The sequence below is a fragment of the Actinophytocola sp. genome (assembly GCF_035942955.1).
GTDB lineage: Bacteria > Actinomycetota > Actinomycetes > Mycobacteriales > Pseudonocardiaceae > DASYTH01.
The window spans coordinates 1-17853 of record NZ_DASZCQ010000271.1 but is presented as its reverse complement, the minus strand read 5'-3'; the positions used below and the strand labels follow the sequence as shown (position 1 = coordinate 17853).

General features: G+C 71.8%; 12 protein-coding genes and 1 pseudogene. 7 read left to right on the top strand and 6 right to left on the bottom strand.

The window, feature by feature from the left end:
* The 3 genes from VGX25_RS27580 to VGX25_RS27570 all read right to left on the bottom strand — a co-directional run.
* A partial coding sequence (locus tag VGX25_RS27580) for a vitamin B12-dependent ribonucleotide reductase (protein WP_326920828.1) occupies positions 1-1941 on the bottom strand: 1941 nt, incomplete at its 3' end.
* Positions 1942-2024: 83 nt separating this feature from the next.
* Positions 2025-2486 (bottom strand): transcriptional regulator NrdR, encoded by a 462-nt coding sequence (gene nrdR, locus VGX25_RS27575; protein ID WP_326920827.1) that lies wholly within the window; start codon positions 2484-2486, stop codon positions 2025-2027.
* A gap of 1107 nt (positions 2487-3593) precedes the next feature.
* Positions 3594-4028 (bottom strand): LysM peptidoglycan-binding domain-containing protein, encoded by a 435-nt coding sequence (locus VGX25_RS27570; RefSeq protein WP_326920826.1) that lies wholly within the window; start codon positions 4026-4028, stop codon positions 3594-3596.
* Between the two features lie 298 nt (positions 4029-4326).
* Between VGX25_RS27570 and lexA the strand changes: the two genes are divergently transcribed.
* Positions 4327-4998 carry a transcriptional repressor LexA gene (lexA, locus tag VGX25_RS27565; RefSeq protein WP_326920830.1) on the top strand — a complete coding sequence of 224 codons (672 nt, stop codon included), beginning with the start codon at positions 4327-4329 and terminating at the stop codon, positions 4996-4998.
* A 247-nt stretch (positions 4999-5245) separates the two neighbouring features.
* Here lexA and VGX25_RS27560 read toward each other — a convergent pair whose 3' ends face one another.
* Both VGX25_RS27560 and hflX read right to left on the bottom strand, forming a co-directional pair.
* Complete coding sequence (locus VGX25_RS27560) at positions 5246-6265, bottom strand: hypothetical protein (RefSeq protein WP_326920829.1); 1020 nt, start codon at positions 6263-6265, stop codon at positions 5246-5248.
* Between the two features lie 37 nt (positions 6266-6302).
* Positions 6303-7754 (bottom strand): GTPase HflX, encoded by a 1452-nt coding sequence (gene hflX / locus VGX25_RS27555; RefSeq protein ID WP_326920825.1) that lies wholly within the window; start codon positions 7752-7754, stop codon positions 6303-6305.
* Positions 7755-7980: 226 nt separating this feature from the next.
* Between hflX and VGX25_RS27550 the strand changes: the two genes are divergently transcribed.
* From VGX25_RS27550 to VGX25_RS27525, 6 genes are all read left to right on the top strand, one after another.
* Complete coding sequence (locus VGX25_RS27550) at positions 7981-10902, top strand: DEAD/DEAH box helicase (RefSeq protein WP_326920824.1); 2922 nt, start codon at positions 7981-7983, stop codon at positions 10900-10902.
* Positions 10903-10905: 3 nt separating this feature from the next.
* Positions 10906-11796, top strand: coding sequence for an SWIM zinc finger family protein (locus VGX25_RS27545; RefSeq protein WP_326920823.1), 891 nt, complete (start codon positions 10906-10908; stop codon positions 11794-11796).
* A 97-nt stretch (positions 11797-11893) separates the two neighbouring features.
* Positions 11894-12223, top strand: a complete 330-nt coding sequence (locus VGX25_RS27540; RefSeq protein WP_326920822.1) for a type VII secretion target — start codon at positions 11894-11896, stop codon at positions 12221-12223.
* Positions 12223-16725, top strand: a complete 4503-nt coding sequence (locus VGX25_RS27535) for a putative adhesin (protein WP_326920821.1) — start codon at positions 12223-12225, stop codon at positions 16723-16725. The genes VGX25_RS27540 and VGX25_RS27535 overlap by 1 nt, the downstream gene beginning before the upstream one ends.
* Entirely contained in the window at positions 16722-17126 is a 405-nt protein-coding gene (locus VGX25_RS27530; RefSeq protein WP_326920820.1) for a hypothetical protein, read from the top strand. Before VGX25_RS27535 ends, VGX25_RS27530 begins: the two co-directional genes overlap by 4 nt.
* Positions 17123-17590, top strand: a complete 468-nt coding sequence (locus tag VGX25_RS27525; RefSeq protein WP_326920819.1) for a hypothetical protein — start codon at positions 17123-17125, stop codon at positions 17588-17590. Before VGX25_RS27530 ends, VGX25_RS27525 begins: the two co-directional genes overlap by 4 nt.
* A 7-nt stretch (positions 17591-17597) precedes the next feature.
* On the opposite strand, the pseudogene VGX25_RS27520 reads toward VGX25_RS27525, so the two are convergent.
* Positions 17598-17853, bottom strand: a pseudogene (locus VGX25_RS27520) (hypothetical protein); the annotation flags it as partial.

Sequence of the window (17853 nt, the reverse complement as noted above, 5' to 3'; positions counted from 1 at the left end):
GACGTGGCCCATCGGGGAGATGGCCCGCTCGCCCATGGCGCAGTCGAAGACCTCGTAGTGCTCCGGCCGCAGGCTCGGGGCGTCCACGACGTGACCGTGCTCGGCGATGTACTCGACGATCGCCTCGATCTGCTCCTCCTGGTAGCCCAGGCTCTTGAGCGCGCGCGGCACCGTCTGGTTGACGATCTGCATGGAGCCGCCGCCGACCAGCTTCTTGAACTTGACCAGCGAGAAGTCCGGCTCGATGCCGGTCGTGTCGCAGTCCATCATGAAGCCGATGGTGCCGGTGGGGGCCAGCACCGAGGCCTGGGCGTTGCGCCAGCCGTTCTCGGCGCCGATCGCCAGGCACTCCTGCCACTCGGCGGTCGCCGCCTTGAGCACGTCGGCGTCGTCGGCGCCGACCGGGCGGATGGCGTCGTTGGCCGCGGCGTGCTTGCGCATCACCCGGGCGTGCGCGTCGGCGTTGCGGGCGAAGCCGTCGTAGGGGCCGACGATGCCGGCCAGCTCCGCCGAGCGGCGGTAGGCGGTGCCGGTCATCAGCGAGGTGATGGCCGCCGCGAGGGTCTGCCCGCCGCGCGAGTCGTAGGCGTGGCCGGTGGCCATGAGCAGCGCACCCAGGTTGGCGTAGCCGATGCCCAGCTGGCGGTAGTCGCGGGTGGTCTGGCCGATCGCCTCGGTCGGGAAGTCGGCGAAGCAGATCGAGATGTCCATCGCGGTGATGACCAGCTCGACCGTCCTGACGAACCGCTCACCGTCGAAGGTCCCGTCCGGACGGAGGAACTTCAGCAGGTTCAACGAGGCCAGGTTGCAGCTGGAGTTGTCCAGGTGAAGGTATTCGCTGCACGGGTTGGACGCGGTGATCCGGCCGGACTCCGGGCAGGTGTGCCAGTCGTTGATCGTGTCGTCGTACTGGATGCCGGGGTCGGCGCATTCCCACGCGGCCTGCGCCATCTCGCGGAACAGGCCCTTGGCGCTGATCGTGTCCAGCACCTCGCCGGTGGTCCGCGCCCGCAGGCCGAACTGACCGTCGGACTCGACCGCGTGCATGAACTCGTCGGAGACCCGCACGGAGTTGTTGGCATTCTGGTACTGCACCGAGGTGATGTCCTGCCCGCCGAGGTCCATGTCGAAACCGGCGTCGCGCAGCGCGCGGATCTTGTCCTCCTCGCGCGCCTTGGTCTCGATGAACTCCCGGATGTCCGGATGATCGACGTCGAGCACGACCATCTTGGCGGCCCGCCGCGTCGCCCCCCCGGATTTGATGGTCCCCGCGCTGGCGTCCGCGCCGCGCATGAACGACACCGGCCCGGACGCCGTGCCACCGGAGGACAGCAGCTCCTTCGAGGACCGGATCTTGGACAGGTTCAGCCCGGCGCCCGACCCGCCCTTGAAGATCAGCCCTTCCTCGCGGTACCAGTTGAGGATCGAGTCCATCGTGTCGTCGACGGCCAGGATGAAGCACGCTGAGACTTGCTGCGGAGACGTGGTGCCGACGTTGAACCAGACCGGGGAGTTGAAGCTGAACACCTGGTGCAGCAGCATCCAGGTGAGCTCGTGCTCGAAGACCTCGGCGTCCTTGGGCGTGGCGAAGTAGCCGTGCTCGACGCCGGCGCGCACGTAGGTGCCGACGACCCGGTCGATGAGCTGGCGCAGCGAGTGCTCGCGCGCCGGGGTGCCCACGGCGCCGCGGAAGTACTTGCTGGTCACGATGTTGGTGGCGTTGACCGACCAGAAGTCCGGGAACTCCACGCCCCGCTGCTCGAAGTTGACCGTGCCGTCACGCCAGTTGGTCATCACCACGTCGCGGTGTTCCCAGGTGACCTCGTCGTAGGGGTGCACGCCCTCGGTGGTGTACACCCGCTGCACCGTCAGCCCAGTGGGGCGCGTCCCGTTCTCCTCGGCGCGGCGCCCCGCCGCCGGTGTCCCGACGGTCTCCGTCATGGTCGGTCCCTCTCCCTCATTGCTCGCTCCCAGCACTGAAACGCCTTCCGATGGCGCGCCACGGCGCCGGACCTGCCGCCTGCTCATCGCTTGTCGGCCTCGATGGCGCTGCGCAGGTCCGCAATCTCCTTCTCAAAGTCCTCGATGGACGAAAACGACCGGTACACGCTGGCGAACCTGAGGTACGCAACCTCGTCCAGCTCGCGCAGCGGCCCGAGAATCGCCAGCCCCACCTCGTGACTCGGCACCTCGGCACACCCCGTCGAGCGAATCGACTCCTCCACCCGCTGCGCCAGCTGCTGCAGGGCGTCCTCGTCGACCGGCCGCCCCTGACACGCCCGCCGCACCCCGTTCACGACCTTCTCGCGGCTGAACGGCTCGGTCACCCCGGACCGCTTCACGACCGCGAGCACGGCCTCCTCCACCGTCGTGAACCGCCGGCTGCAATTGGGGCACGACCGCCTCCGCCGAATAACCTGCCCCTCGTCGACCTCCCGCGAGTCGACCACCCGCGAGTCACCATGACGGCAGAACGGACACCGCATCCGGCTCCCCCTCACATCGTCTCTTCACCACAGCCCGCCGCGACCCACAGCCCCGCCTGGTGATCATCTTGTGGATAGACCGGTGGACAACCCACCCACAACCTGTGGACTAACTACAGCGGTGTAACTACTACATCTAGGGGTTCACGCTATGCCCAGACGCGAGATGACGCAAGCCGACACGGCCCTGAAACACCCATTGAGGGCGGCACACCACACCCCGTGACGGCCCACCCGCCTCACCCTCCCAAGGTCAACCGTCCGAGCGATCACCCTGGGAACCAGGTAAACGCTTGAGACACCTGAGGCTCCTGGGACACCGCCCGAGGACCATCCGCGGAGCCGCAACCAACGCCCCAGCGGGCGACACGCCGGGCCGGCGCGCCCATCCCGGGCGTGTCCCGCGCTCAGGTAGCCGCGTCTCGCCTTCCGGCAGGCGTGTTCCGCCTTGGTGCAGCCGTGACGCGTTCCGCGCCAACTTTGCCTGCCCTGGGTGACTGAGGGGCGAGGTTTCGCCGGGATTAAGTCGCGGGGTGGGGGTGCAGGGTTCGCAGGGGTTAGCGACGGCTGGTTGGAGATGCGGTGAGTTCACCGGGAGTTGAGTGGCCGAGTGGTCGCGGGTGGCGGGTGGTTGGAGCGCGATGAGTTTCGCCGGGGGTTGAGGACCGGGTGTTTGCAGGCGCGGATGGCGGGGTTTGCGAGATGGCCCATGATCGCCTTCGCTCGCAGGTGCGGGACACACCTACCCGAACGCGGGACACGGCTGCGGAAGACGGGACACGCCGGGGCGGGGACCGGGATCCCGACGTGTCTCGCGCTCAGATTGCCGTGTGATGCCTCCGTACAGGTGAGGCGATGCGCCACGGCGCAGGGCTCCGGCCAGCACCGCACCTTTCCACAGTCCCGTCAACCGCAGCCCGCCAATCAACCCAGCCCCAGCGAAAACCCCGCGCCCAACCACCCCGCCAACCGCACTCGCCCTTGCCAACCCCAGCCCCAGCCAAACCCCGGCGCCGCAACCACCCGCCAACCGGCAGCCCGCCAACCGCACCCGACCCAACAAAACCGGGCGGGCGCACACCTCTCCCCACCCCGGCCCCGAACTCGCTACCCCTCCGAAGGCACCCGCAACGGCTGCCCCGGACGAACCTCCGACCCGCTCAACCCGTTCAACTCCCGGATCCGCTCCACCACCGCCGCCGGGTCGCTCCGCGGGGCCACCCGCTCCGCGAGCTCCAACAGACTCTCGCCCGGCTCCACCCGAACCACCGCCGTCCGGTTCGGCACGGTCGACGCGCCGGAGCCGGCGTTGCCCAGGATGGCGAGGCCGACGACGGCCAGGCACACGGCCAGCGCGAGGACGGCGATGAGGGACAGGGAGATCGGGGCGCGGCGGTGGTCGCACGCGACGGGGGCGAGGACGCGTGGGGCCGAGGCCGGGCTGCGGCGGCCGGGTGGGCGGGCGGTGTCGGCCGCGGCGGTCCTCGGTGCGGATGCGACCGCGCGCGGCGACCGGTTCGTGGGGGCCTCCAGAACAGCCACGACATCCTCCTCGACCTGGTCCATCCTTCGTCGAACACGTGCTCGATCCGTCGAACAGGGGTTCGATCGAACCTCCGTGCGAATGTCTACCACGGGCCACCGACAAAAATCGAGACTCGATCGGCGTGTCGTCGAACAGGTGTTTGATCTAGGAGTTACGGAGAGCTAGCGTCAGTCCAGCAGTCCAGCTCCGGGACGTCCTGGCCATGTCCCGGCCCGTAGGGAAGGAAGCCCAGTGCCACGCAAACCTGGCGGAGTACCCAAAGGCATACCCAAGCGGAAGCCGTTGCGGGGCAACCTGCGGAGCTTCCCGGACGTCGAGGCGACCGCGGACGGTGAGGACCTGCCGATCCGCCAGCGCGAGGTGCTCGAGGTGATCCGGGCGTGGGTGGAGCGGTTCGGCTACCCGCCAAGCGTCCGCGAGATCGGCGAGGCGGTCGGCCTCACCTCCACCTCCTCGGTGTCCTACCAGCTCCGCGCGCTCGAGCAGAAGGGCTATCTGCGGCGTGACCCCAACCGGCCGCGGGCGATCGGGGTGCTCCCGCCCGACGCCGACCCGACCGCGGAAACCGTGACGGCGATGGAGGCGGCGCCCCGCCCCACCTACGTTCCGGTGGTCGGCCGGATCGCCGCCGGTGGCCCGATCCTCGCCGAGGAGGCCATCGAGGACGTCTTCCCGCTGCCCAAGGAGATCGTCGGCGAGGGCTCCCTGTTCCTGCTCCGGGTCGCCGGCGACTCGATGATCGACGCGGCGATCGCCGACGGCGACTGGGTCGTGGTGCGCCAGCAGCCCACCGCCGAGAACGGTGACATCGTCGCCGCCATGATCGAGGGCGAGGCCACGGTCAAGACGTTCAAGCGCCGCGACGGGCATGTCTGGCTGCTCCCCCACAACGACGCGTACGAGCCCATCCCGGGCGACGCCGCCACCATCCTCGGCAAGGTCGTGGCGGTGCTGCGCCGGCTCTGAATGGGGGCGCCGGGATTTGGCGGAGTGGCTGGGGTGCCGTTGGCGGGCACCCGGGGTGGGGCGCGGAGATTTGGCGAGGTGGCTGGGTGCCGTTGGCGGGTCCCCGGAGGTGGGGGCGCCGGGACTTGACGGAATGGCTGGGTGCCGTTGACGGGTGCCCGGGGTGGGGTGCGGAGATTTGGCGAGGTGGCTGGGTGCCGTTGGCGGGTGGCGGTTCCAGCTCGGTGAAGTGGGGTCGGGGTCGGGTCTAGCGGGCGCGGCGGCGGCGTAGCAGGAGGGCTCCGCCGAGGACGACGACCACGGTGATTCCGATGGCGGGCAGGGTGGGTAGGCCGTCTTTGCCGCCGGGCTGGTCGTTGCCGGGGTCGGGTTGGGCGGCCTCGGCCGGTGGTGGGGCGGGGGGCGGTGGGGCGGCGAGGGCGGCCGCGCCGGGCACGATGCGGATGGGTTGGCCGATGCCCTCGGAGGCCGACACCAGGGATCCGTCCGGTTCGAACGCGATGGCTTCGCCCTGCTGCTCGTCGGGCAGCGGTATCCGTATCGGGTGGTCACCGAGTGCGGTCACCAGGTCTTCGCCGTCCGGCACGCCGAACAGGTAGGCCTCGGTGTACGTGCGCAGCGCGACGACCGATCCGTCCGCAGTGGACGCGGCGCCGGTCACCAGGACCGAGCCGATGCCGGCGGGGACCGGGCCGCCGGGGGTGTCGGTGGCGGTCAGTCGGATCGAGCCGGCGTGCACGAGGGCGGTGGGGCCGGGGCTGGCCAGTGGGCCGACGGGGCGGTAGATGTCCGCGGTGCCCAGTGGGTTCTTGGTGATCAGGTGTGGCACGTCGGCGCGGTCGAGCAGCAGCGCCTCGGTGTCGTGCGGGCCGTCGGGGTAGGTCAGGCGGTAGAGCGTGGTCTTGCCGTCCGGGGTGAGCGCGATCAGGGCGACGGTGGCGCGCTTCTTGTCGTTGTCCCCGGTGTCGGACAGCCAGAACGTGCCGTCCGGCGACCGGGCGAGGTCCTCGACGTCGTACGGATCGGTCGGGCCGCTGATCGTCCGCTCGACCTTGCATGCGCGGGTCAGCACGTACACGGTGGACTTGGTGCCGCCGTCGTTGACGGCGTACCACCGCTCCCCGTCGGCGGCCAGGCCGGACAGCTCGGCCAGGCGCTTGTCGGCCAGCACGCACGCGGCGGCCGGGGCGGGGGGCTCGACCGGGTCGGCCAGCGCGGGCGCCGGGCCGGCCCCGAGGAGCAGCCCCACGAGCAGGACACCGAGCACGCGCACCCGCCCACGGTATCCCGCAACCGGCGCAACCTCAGTCAGGCGTGCCGTCGACGGAGAAGCCCGCCAGCACTCCCGCCAGGTCCGGCTTGACCCTGGCGCGCAGCGCGGTGCCCTCGGCGGTGTGCCGCTCGGTGAGCACCTCACCCTCCCGGTGCACCCGCGCCACCAGCTCGCCCCGCGCGTACGGCACCAGCACCTCGACCTCGCGATCGGGTCGCGGCAGATCCTCGGCGATCCGCTCGCGCAGCGCGGGGATGCCCGCCCCGGTCTGCGCGGAGACGAACACCGCGTTCGGCAGCAGGTGCCGCAACCGGGCCAGCGCCACGTCGTTCGCCGCGTCGATCTTGTTGACCACCACCAGCTCGGGCGGCAGGGCGGTGCCCCGGCGCTGCTGGATCTCCCCGAGCACCTCGTGCACGGCGTCGACCTGCCACTCCGGGTTCGGCTCGGACCCGTCCACGACGTGCACGAGGAGATCGGCGTCGGCCACTTCGTCCAAAGTGGACCGGAAGGCCTCGACGAGCTGGTGCGGCAGGTGCCGGACGAAGCCGACCGTGTCGGTGAGCGTGTACGTGCGCCCGTCCGCGGTGGTCGACCGGCGGGTGGTCGCGTCGAGGGTGGCGAACAGCGCGTCCTCCACCAGCACACCCGCCCCGGTCAACGCGTTGAGCAGGCTGGACTTGCCGGCGTTGGTGTAGCCGGCGATCGCCACGCTCGGCACCCGGTTGGCCAGCCGGCGGCCGCGCTTGGTGTCCCTGACGACCTCCATGCCCGCGATCTCCCGGCGTAGCTTGGAGATCCGCGCGCGGATCCGGCGCCGGTCGGTCTCCAGCTTGGTCTCACCGGGGCCGCGCAGGCCCACGCCGCCGTTGCCGCCGCCGGCCCGGCCGCCGGCCTGCCGGGACAGCGCCTCGCCCCAGCCCCGCAGCCGCGGCAGGAAGTACTGCAGCTGGGCCAGCTCCACCTGGGCCTTGCCCTCCCGGGAGCGCGCGTGCTGGGCGAAGATGTCCAGGATCAGCGCGGTCCGGTCGATCACCTTGACCTTCAGCCGGGACTCCAGCTGCCGCAACTGGCTCGGCGACAGCTCGCCGTCGCAGATCACCGTGTCGGCGCCGGTCGCGGCCACCACGCCGGCCAGCTCCTCGACCTTGCCGCGGCCCACGTAGGTGGCCGGGTCCGGCCGGTCGCGCCGCTGGACGAGGCCCTCGAGCACCTGCGAGCCGGCCGTCTCGGCCAGCCGGGCCAGCTCGGTGATGGACGCCTCGGACTGCTGCGCCGTGCCCTCGGTCCACACCCCGACCAGCACGACCTGCTCCAGCCGGAGCTGCCGGTACTCGACCTCGGTGATGTCGGCGAGCTCGGTGGACAGCCCCGCGACCCGGCGCAGTGCCGCCCGGTCGGAGAGCTCGAGTTCGCCGGGAGACAGCTCAGGCAGGTCGGTCAGCTCGTCGGTGGCCTGTCGCTGAGTGAAATCCTCTGTCACCTGGTGAACCCGTTCCCCTTCTCCGAAAGTTTCGATAATCCATGGTCGCACGGAATCAGCGGCGGCATCGACTTAGTTATTCCAGCACCTCGCAAGCTCGGTGCTGGTTACCCCCGTCGCCTCGTTCCTCGGCGACAGGGCAGTGCCGGACGGATCGCTCCGCAAGCTCCGCTCACTCCGCGCGTCCGGCCATGAAGTGTCAGCGCGGCGGGCTACCGTGACGCGCGTGGTGGTCGTGCACGCGATCTGGTCGGCGGACAACCGGCTGGCGCTGTGGGGCGACGGGGGCGAGCCGGCCGAGGTCCTCGTGGAGCTGCTGGCCGGCTCCACCGTCGACGGCCTTGCGCACAAGGCGACCGCCGGGCAGCTCGAGCTGCTGCTGCCAAGGGGCGAAACCCTTGCCTGCACGGAGATTCCGGTGGCGTTGTTCGACGTCGACGCCGCGCTGGGGGTGCTCGACGCGGTGCGCGGCCAGCTGTACCTGGAGTACGAGGACGGTGGCGGGACCGAGCTCGCCCCGCTCGGCGACTCCGTGCGGTTCCTTGCCGAGCTGGCCGCCATCGCCGCCGACTTCGTCGAGCGGCGGCGGGTGCTGCCGGCCGTCGTGGGCGACGAGGCCCGCTGGGTGCCCGTGCCCGCCGGCGCCGACCGGGACCGGCTGCGCGCGCTGGCCGCGGCCGCTCCCCCGGTGCTGCGGGCCGAGGGGCGGGGCCGCACCGAGGTGCTCATCGACGCGCTGACCGCGCTGACCGACGGCGCCACGCGGATCGCACTCGAGTCGCTCACGCTGCTGCCGGGGCGGCGCGGCGGGCAGTCCGGCGCCACCGAGGCCTGGCTGGCCGCGCTGACCGGGCCGGACGCGCGCATCGACGCACCCGAACCGGCGCTGGCCGAGCTGCGGGCGGCGCTGGACGCCTGGCACCGCTCGGCCGCGGAGGCGTCCGACGAGGTGCGGGTCTGCTTCCGGCTCGAACCGCCGGAAGACGACGAGGACGACGAGTGGGGGCTGGAGTTCCTCGTGCAGGACGTCGCCGAGCCGAGCCTGATCGTCGGCACGGCGGAGATCTGGCGTTCCGACGCCGCGATGATCCTGTTCGACCGGCACGTGGAGCGCCCGCAGGAGGCGCTGCTCGCCGAGCTCGGCCGGGCCAGCCGGCTGTGGCCCGAGCTGGACGACGCGCTGCGCTCGGCCATGCCGACCGGCCTGGTCATGGACACCGTGCAGGCGTACTGGTTCCTGCGCGCCGCGGCGCCGCTGCTCGCTCAGGCCGGGTTCGGCGTGCTGCTGCCGTCCACCTGGCGGCCGGGCGGCATCGGGCTCAAGCTCAGCGGCTCCAGCCCCGGCACGCCGGGCACCGTGCAGACCCGCAGTCAGGTCGGGTTCGACGCGCTGGTCGACTACCGGTGGCAGGTGGCGCTCGGCGAGCACGTGCTGACCGGGGACGAGCTCGACCAGCTCGCCAGGGCCAAGGCGCCGCTGGTGCGGATGCGCGGCCAGTGGGTCGAGGTGGACCACATCCGGCTGCGCAAGGCCCTTGCCTACGTCGACCGGCAGTCCGGCGGCCGGATGTCGGTGGCCGAACTGCTGCGGATCGGGTCGGGCGTGCAGGAGCTGGACGTCGACCTGCCGGTGGTCGGGGTCGAGGCCAGCGGCTGGGTCGGCGACCTGCTGTCCGGGCAGCTCGATCACCGGCTGCGCCCGGTTCCCAGCCCCGACGGGCTGGCCGCGACGCTGCGGCCGTACCAGGAGCGCGGCCTGTCCTGGCTGGCCTTCCTCGACGACCTGCGGCTCGGCGGGGTGCTCGCCGACGACATGGGGCTCGGCAAGACCGTGCAGACGCTGGCGCTGCTACTGCGGGAGCGGGGCGGCGGGCCGACGCTGCTGGTATGCCCGATGTCGGTGGTCGGCAACTGGCAGCGCGAGGCCGCGCGGTTCGCCCCCGAGCTGTCGGTGCACGTGCACCACGGGTCGGATCGGCTGCGCGACGACGGGCTGCTCGACGCCGCGGCCGGGGCCGACCTGGTGATCACCACCTACGCGGTGGCCACCCGCGACGCCGGGCTGCTCGGCAGGATCGACTGGCGGCGGGTGGTGCTCGACGAGGCGCAGCACATCAAGAACAGCGCCACCAAGCAGAGCGCCGCCGTGCGCGGGCTGCCCGCCCAGCAGCGGATCGCGCTCACCGGAACGCCCGTCGAGAACCGGCTGGCCGAGCTGTGGTCCATTGTGGACTTCGTGAACCCCGGGCTGCTCGGCTCGCTGTCGGCCTTCCGCGAGCGGTTCGCGGTGCCGATCGAGCGGCATGGCGACGAGCGGGCGGCCGCCCGGCTGAAGAAGATCACCGGGCCGTTCGTGCTGCGCCGGTTGAAGACCGACCCGGCGATCATCAGCGACCTGCCCGACAAGATCGAGATGAAGGTGCTGTGCAACCTCACCGCCGAGCAGGCGTCGCTGTACCAGGCCGTCGTCGACGACATGCTCGCCAAGATCGAGAGCAGTGAGGGCATCGAGCGCAAGGGCCTGGTGCTGGCCACGATGACCAAGCTCAAGCAGGTCTGCAACCATCCGGCGCACCTGCTCAGGGACGGCACCCGGCTGACCGGCCGCTCCGGCAAGCTCGCCCGGCTGGAGGAGATCCTCGAGGAGGTGCTCGCCGAGGGCGACAGGGCGCTGTGCTTCACGCAGTTCACCGAGTTCGGCGAGCTGCTGCACCGGCACCTGGCCAACCGGTTCGGCCAGGACGTGCTGTACCTGCACGGCGGCACGCCCAAGCGCAGGCGGGACGCCATGGTCGCGGCGTTCCAGTCCGGTGACGGCCCGCCGATCTTCCTGCTGTCGCTGAAGGCCGGCGGCACCGGGCTGAACCTGACCGCGGCCAACCACGTGATCCACTTCGACCGGTGGTGGAACCCCGCGGTCGAGGACCAGGCGACCGACCGCGCCTTCCGCATCGGGCAGCGCAAGAACGTCCAGGTCCGCAAGTTCGTCTGCGTCGGCACCCTGGAGGAGAAGATCGACACGATGATCGAGAGCAAGAAGGCGCTGTCCAGGATGACCGTCGGCAGCGGGGAGAGCTGGCTCACCGAGCTGTCGGTCGACGAGCTGCGCGAGGTGGTCACGCTGTCCGCCGACGCGGTGTCGGAGTAGCCGATGCCGGACCGACCGCGGACCCCGTTCTGGGACGATCCCGACTATCAGAAGTCCGGCCCGATCCGGGTGGAGAACGGCATCCGGGCGAGGACCAAGCGCGGAGCGATCGGGAGCACCTGGTGGTCGCGCCGGTTCATCGACGTGCTGGAGTCGCTCGACCTTGGCGGCCGGCTGGCCAGGGCCCGCGCCTACGCCCGATCCGGCCAGGTCGTCGCCATGGAGGTCGGCGCAGGCGCGGTGAGCGCCACCGTGCAGGGCTCCCGGCCGGAGCCGTACCGGGTGCTCATCGAGCTCACGCCGATCCCGCCGCGGCAGTGGCGGCGCATCGAGCGGGCGCTGGCCGGGCAGGTGATCTTCGGCGCCAAGCTGCTCGCCGGCGAGATGCCGCAGGACCTGGAGGACGTGCTCGACGGGCTGGGCCTGTCGCTGTTCCCGAGCAGCGCGGCGGACCTGACCATGACCTGCAGCTGCCCGGACTGGTCCGTGCCGTGCAAGCACGTGGCGGCCACGCTGTACCTGCTGGCCGAGGCGTTCGACCGGGACCCGTTCCTGATCCTGGCCTGGCGCGGCCGGGGCCGGGCCGAGCTGCTGGCCAACCTGCGTCGGCTGCGCGCGCCGAATTCGTCCACTGTGGACAGCACACCGCGGGCGCGCCGGTCGCCGTGGGACGAGCTGGGCGCCGTGCCGGAGCCGCCGCTGGCCGAGTGCGTCGGCTCCTACCTCAGCAACCAGGGCCGCCTTGCCCGGCTGGAGCGCCACCCGGCCGAGATCGTCGTGCCGGACGCCGTCCTGCGCGAACGCGACCCGCTTTCCCTTACCGTGCGCGGAAAGCCGGTCACCGACCTGCTCCGCCCCGCCTACCTGGCCATGGGATCCCGGAAATCCGGCTGAATTTGCGATAGCCCACGTTTTCACCCGATCGGGAACGGTGTGGCCGGGGCCATACTCTGACGCTCCGGCAGAGCTCCCGAGCCGGAAGGGCGGGCCCATGGCTGGTGGCGGATTCCACGTAGAGCCGGAGGAGTTGCGGGGGTACGGCTCGCTGCTCGAGCGCACCGCCGGGCATTTCGCCAGCATCGAACGGCATGCCACGGACAAGGGCGGTGACACAAGCGGGTTCACCGGCCTGCTCGCCCTGCTGGTGCCGGTGGTGAACGGCGTCGTCGGGCTCTACGCGCAGACCCTGCAGCTGGCCAACCGGAAGATCACCGAGGTGAAGGACGGCCTCGACCAGACCGCCGCCGGCTACGAGCGGCAGGACCAGGCCGGCGCCACCAACGTCACCGCGGCCGGCGCCGGGCTGGGCGGTGCGGACTGATGCCGGGCTACGCGGACGTCGAGGATCCGGCCGCGCTGCTCAACCGGACGCCGCACGGGCATACCGGGCCGCAGGTGGCGGACGCGATCCGCAACGCCGGGTTCGAGGTGCAGGCGGTCAACTGGGTCTGGGAGCGGATCGTCGGGGAGAGCCTGGTCGAGTCGATCATCAAGCCGATCACCGGGGACTTCGACAAGATCGCCGAGCAGGCCGGCGAGTGGAAGAACGTCGCGGCGGCGCTGCAGGCCGTCCGCAACAACCTCAACGCCGGCCTCGGCGAGCTGCAGCCGGCCTGGCAGGGTGAGGCCGCCGACCGGTTCCGCGACCTGATCGGCACCACCTGGACGCTGGGCATCGAGGCCGACGCCCAGGCCGCCAACCTGATCGGGTTCGCGCTCAACAAGGTCGCCCAGGGCTCGCGGATGGCCTGCGACCGGATCCTGAACCTGATCAAGATGCTGGTGGACAAGCTGATCGAGGCCGCCGCCATGCTGCCGATCCCGGTGGTCGGGTGGGGCCGGGCGGTCAAGCTGGTCTACGACGGCATCCAGATCTACAACGCGATCATGCAGCTGATCGAGGGCATCCGGGCCATCATCTCTGGCGCCCAGCTGGTCATCGACGGCATCCAGCAGGTCGGCACCGCGCTGTCCAAGATCGACGACATCCACAACCTCAACGACGCGCTCAACGTCGCCAACGAGGCCGGCCAGGGCCTCACCACCGCCGCCGGCGGCGCCCGCCAGGTCCAGTACGGCGCCACCCAGGTCGCCGGCGCGGCCGGCGACCTCGCCACCTCCGCATCCAGCGCCCGCGACAACGCCGCCGGCCTGCGCGACGAACGCGCCGCCGCGCAGACCACCACCCCGAGCGGCGTGACCACCGGCCCGGGGTCGCCGGGCACGACGGCCCGCGGCACGCCGGGGCAGACCGGCGCCACGAACCGGCCGGCCAACCCCAACGACACCCGCACTCCGGAGGGGGCCCGAACGACCTCCGGCGACCCGGTCGACGTCACCACCGGCGAGGTGGTCCTCGGTCAGACCGACGTCGACCTGCCCGGCGTTCTGCCGCTGGTCCTGCGCCGCACCCATGTCTCGTCCTACCGGGCCGGGAGCGGCTTCGGCCGGTCCTGGGCGTCCACTTTGGACCAAAGGCTCGAGCTCGACCACGCCGGCGTGGTCTACGTCGCCGACGACGGCATGCTCCTGGTCTACCCCGACCCCGGCGCGGGCGAGGTCATGCCCCGCGTCGGTCCCCGCTGGCCGCTGCGCCGCGACGAGCACGGCTACGCGATCAGCAAGCCGGAGTCCGGACAGCTGCTGCGGTTCGCGGCCGCCCCGGGCGCCGTCCGGCCACTGGTCGCGATCTCCGACCGCAACGACAACCGGATCGGCTTCCTGCGCGACGCCGCCGGCGCGCTCACCGAGGTCGTGCACTCCGGCGGCTACCACCTCGACGTCGCCACCGAGGCGGGCCGGGTCACCGAGCTGCGGCTGCGCACCCCCGGCGGGCCGGGCATCGCACTGGTGCGCTACGCCTACTCCGACGCGGGCGATCTGGCCGAGGTGATCAACTCGTCCAACCTGCCGCTGCGGTTCGGCTACGACCCCGACGGCCGGCTCACCCGGTGGACCGACCGCAACGGCCGGTGGTACCGCTACTTCTACGACGAGCGCGGGCGCTGCATCGCCAACCAGGGCGCCGACGGGCTGCTGAACGGGACCTTCAGCTACGACGACGAGAGCCGGACCACCCGGTACACCGACGCCCTCGGCCACACCACGGTCTACCGCTACGACGAGCGCAACAACGTCGTCGCCGAGACCGACCCGCTCGGCAACACCACGACGTCCGAATGGGACGATCGCGACCGGCTGATCGCCCGCACGGATCCGCTCGGCCGCACCACCCGGTTCGAGTACGACCACGCCGGCCGGCTGACCCGGCTCACCCGGCCGGACGGCGGCCGGACCGCGCTTGAGTACGGCGAGATCGGCCTGGCCACGTCGGTTCTCGAACCCGGCGGCCTGCGGTCGCGGCGCGAGTACGACGGCCGGGGCAACGTCGTGACGGTGACCGACGCGGCGGGTGCGGTCACCCGGTTCGCCTACGACGACCACGGGGGCCTCACGTCCGTGGTCGACGCGACGGGCAGCGCGCGCCGCGTCGCGACCGACGCCGCCGGCCTCGTCGTGTCGACCACCGACGCGCTCGGCGCCACCACCCGCTACGAGCGGGACGTGTTCGGCCGGATCAGCGCCGTCATCGACCCGGTCGGCGGCGTCACCCGGTACGGCTGGAGCATCGAGGGCAAGCTGCTCTCCCGGACCCTGCCCGACGGCGCGACCGAGCGGTGGTCCTACGACGGCGAGGGCAACCTGATCGAGTACCGGGACGCGCTCGGGCAGACGTCCCGGACCGAGTTCGGCGGCCTTGACCTGGCCACCGCCCGCATCGGCCCGGACGGGACGCGGCTGGAGTTCGGCTACGACGCCAACCTCCGGCTGACCTCCGTGACCAACGCGCAGGGTCTGACCTGGCGGTACGTCTACGACGCCGCCGGGAACCTGGTCTCGGAGACCGACTTCAACGGCCGCACGCTGACCTACCGGCACGACGCCGCGGGCCAGCTCGTCGCCCGCACCAACGGGGCCGGCGAGACCACCACGTTCACCAGGGACGCGCTGGGCAACGTGGTCGCCAAACGGGTCGGCGACACGGTGACCGCGACGTTCGGGTTCGACGAGGCCGGCCGGATGGTCCGCGCGGCGACGCCGGAGGTGGCGGTCGAGTTCGAGCGCGACCCGGTGGGCCGGGTGCTCGCCGAGACCGTGACCGGCGGTACGCCGTCGAGCCAGGAAATTGGACACCGTCGGACGCTGCGGTCGACCTACGACGCGCTCGGCCGGCGCACGCACCGGCGCACGCCGAGCGGCGCGGAGTCGACGTGGTCGTTCGACCCGAACAGCAACCCGACCCAACTGACCACCGCCGGCCACACCGTCCACTTCGGATACGACGCCGCCGGTAGGGAGATCCGCCGGCAGCTGGACGCGGGTGCGGTGCTGGCCCAGGCCTGGGATGCCAACCACCGGCTGGTCGGCCAGCAGGTGACCGGACGGGACGCGCGGCTGGTGCAGGAGCGGCGGTACCACTTCCGGCCGGACGGCCAGTTGGCCGGCATCTCCGACCAGCTTGCCGGCTCTCGAACGTTCGAGCTGGACCCGGCCGGCCGGGTGACCGCGGTGCACGGGCACGGCTGGACCGAGCGGTACGCCTACGACGCCGCCGGCAACCTCACCCAGGCCGGGTGGCCGGCGGCCCCGGAGGACGCCGAGGCGCAGGGGCCGCGGGAGTACGCCGGGACGCTGATCCGCCGGGCCGGGCGGGTGCACTACGAGCACGACCGGCAGGGCCGGCTGGTGTTGCGCCGCCAGCACACCCTGTCCGGGCAGCAACGAACCTGGGCCTACCGCTGGGATACCGACGACCGGCTGGTCGGCGTCACCACCCCGGACGGCGCCGACTGGCGGTATGTCTACGACGCGTTCGGCCGCCGGATCGCCAAGCAGCGCCTGGGAAGCGACGGCCAGGTGGCCGAGGAGACCGTGTTCACCTGGGACGGCGTCACGCTGGCCGAGCAGGCCGCCAGCGGCACGACCACGACCTGGGACGTCGAGCCCGGCTCGTTCCGCCCGGTCAGCCAGACCGAGCGGGTTCGCACCGCTCCGCAGGAGTGGGTCGACGAACGGTTCTACGCGCTGGTCACCGACCTCGTCGGCACGCCCGTGGAGATGCTCGACCCGGCCGGCGACATCGTCTGGCGATTGCAGACCACCTTGTGGGGCAAGGCGTTGTCCCGCGGCAGCACCGGGCCGGAGTGCCCGCTGCGGTTCCCCGGGCAGTACCACGACGCGGAGACCGGCGACGTCTACAACTACCAGCGCTACTACGACCCGTCGCTCGGCCGGTACGACTCTGCCGACCCGCTTGGGCTGATCGGCAGCGCCAACCCGCACACCTACGTGCCGAACCCGACCACCTGGCGCGACCCGCTCGGCCTCACGCCGTGCACGTCGAACCCGACCGCGACCCGCGGCGCGCCGAGCTTCGCCGTGGACTCCAACGGCAACGTCACGGATCTTCGGCCGGGGCACCGGCCGGACCACGAGCTGGTGTTCAGCGGGCACGGCACCATCCCGAGCGGGGACACGTCCACGGTGACGGTGCCGCCGGGAACCCATATCAACTTCTACAGCGCGCACGGCCAGACGATCAGCGACTCGCTGGGCAACCGGGTCGAGTACCACGGCAACGCCACCCCGCACGAGACGTTCGGGCCGGGGGCGCAGGTGCCGAACTACATCCTGAGCCCGCCGCACGGGCTGAATATCATGGGCACCCCGGTGACGGTGACGCAGCCGACCCGGCTGTCCGATCTGTTGCGGCCCAACATGGGCAACGTGCACTGGGCCGCGTGTCGCGAGGTCTACCCATGACGTATTTCGAGGACGGCTCCCCGTACCGGTACCTGCCGGAGTTCCAGGACGGGTCGGTCAACGTCGGCTGGCTCGACGCGGCGGAACCGTATCCCACCGGGGACGTTCCGGCCGATTTCGCCGAGCGCCTGGTCGAGCTGTGCCGGAACCCGGTGAACCGCACGCGGGGGTGGCACTACTGCAACCTGTGCCCGCGACCGGCCGAGCCGATGCCGCAGCCGATCACGGTGAAATCGCCGGAGGGCGACTTTCCGGTCGGTTTCGCCGAGATCCGGGTGGAGGGCAGCAACGGCGTGCGGTATGCCGCACCGGACATGATCGCCCACTACGTCCTCGAGCACCGCTACCGCCCGCCGGACGCGTTCATCGAGGCCGTCCGGCAGCAAGGAGACGCGTCATGACCGGCGCCGAGTCGTGGCGGACCCCGCAGATCACCGAGGCGCTTGCCCGGCTGGAAGAGGCCGAGGTGGCGCTGGACCGGGCCATCGTCGAGGCGAAGCGGGTCGAGCGGGAGACGCCGAAGACCAAGTTGTCCGAAGAGGACATTCAGCTGATCGAGGAGCACGCGCGCAGCGCGGAAGCGCCGCGGGAGCTGCGCGAGCTGCAGCGGCGGATCGACGACGGCGAGCTGTCCTGGGAGGACGTCGCCGCCGGCCGCCGGCTCGACGACCCGCAGGTCCGGGCCGCGCTGTCCACCGGCGTGGAGGGCATGCGGCAGGCCTACACCATGATCCAGGAGGGCCACGAGCTCGACGACATCATCGAGCAGGGCGCACCGGCACCGCCGCGGGACGACGACGGCGCGCCCACGGATGACGACGACGAGGGCAAGGGCTACCGCTTCATGCGCACCACGGACGAGTAGCCACCGGTCACCGACCCGCTCCGCCGGGACCACCCGGTGGCCACGGGACGGGCACCACGGGCGGCAGCTGGATCGGCCCGAGCCCGGGCACCCCCGGCGTACCGGGGAGACCCGGCACGGTCGGCGGGTTCTGCAGCACCGGTCCGATCGGGTCGGGAAGGGCGGGCAGGGACGGCAGCGCCGGCGGGACCTCGGCCAGGACGGGACCCAGGTCCGGAAGGGGCGCCGGCAGGTCGAGCAGCTCGCCGCGCACCGGCGGTGGC

Excerpts from the sequence above, each read along its gene's own strand:
- nrdR (WP_326920827.1), bottom strand. The coding sequence starts at position 2,486 with ATGCGGTGTCCGTTCTGCCGTCATGGTGACTCGCGGGTGGTCGACTCG.
- VGX25_RS27545 (WP_326920823.1), top strand. The coding sequence starts at position 10,906 with ATGCCGGACCGACCGCGGACCCCGTTCTGGGACGATCCCGACTATCAG.
- VGX25_RS27540 (WP_326920822.1), top strand. The coding sequence starts at position 11,894 with ATGGCTGGTGGCGGATTCCACGTAGAGCCGGAGGAGTTGCGGGGGTAC.
- VGX25_RS27535 (WP_326920821.1), top strand. The coding sequence starts at position 12,223 with ATGCCGGGCTACGCGGACGTCGAGGATCCGGCCGCGCTGCTCAACCGG.
- VGX25_RS27530 (WP_326920820.1), top strand. The coding sequence starts at position 16,722 with ATGACGTATTTCGAGGACGGCTCCCCGTACCGGTACCTGCCGGAGTTC.
- VGX25_RS27525 (WP_326920819.1), top strand. The coding sequence starts at position 17,123 with ATGACCGGCGCCGAGTCGTGGCGGACCCCGCAGATCACCGAGGCGCTT.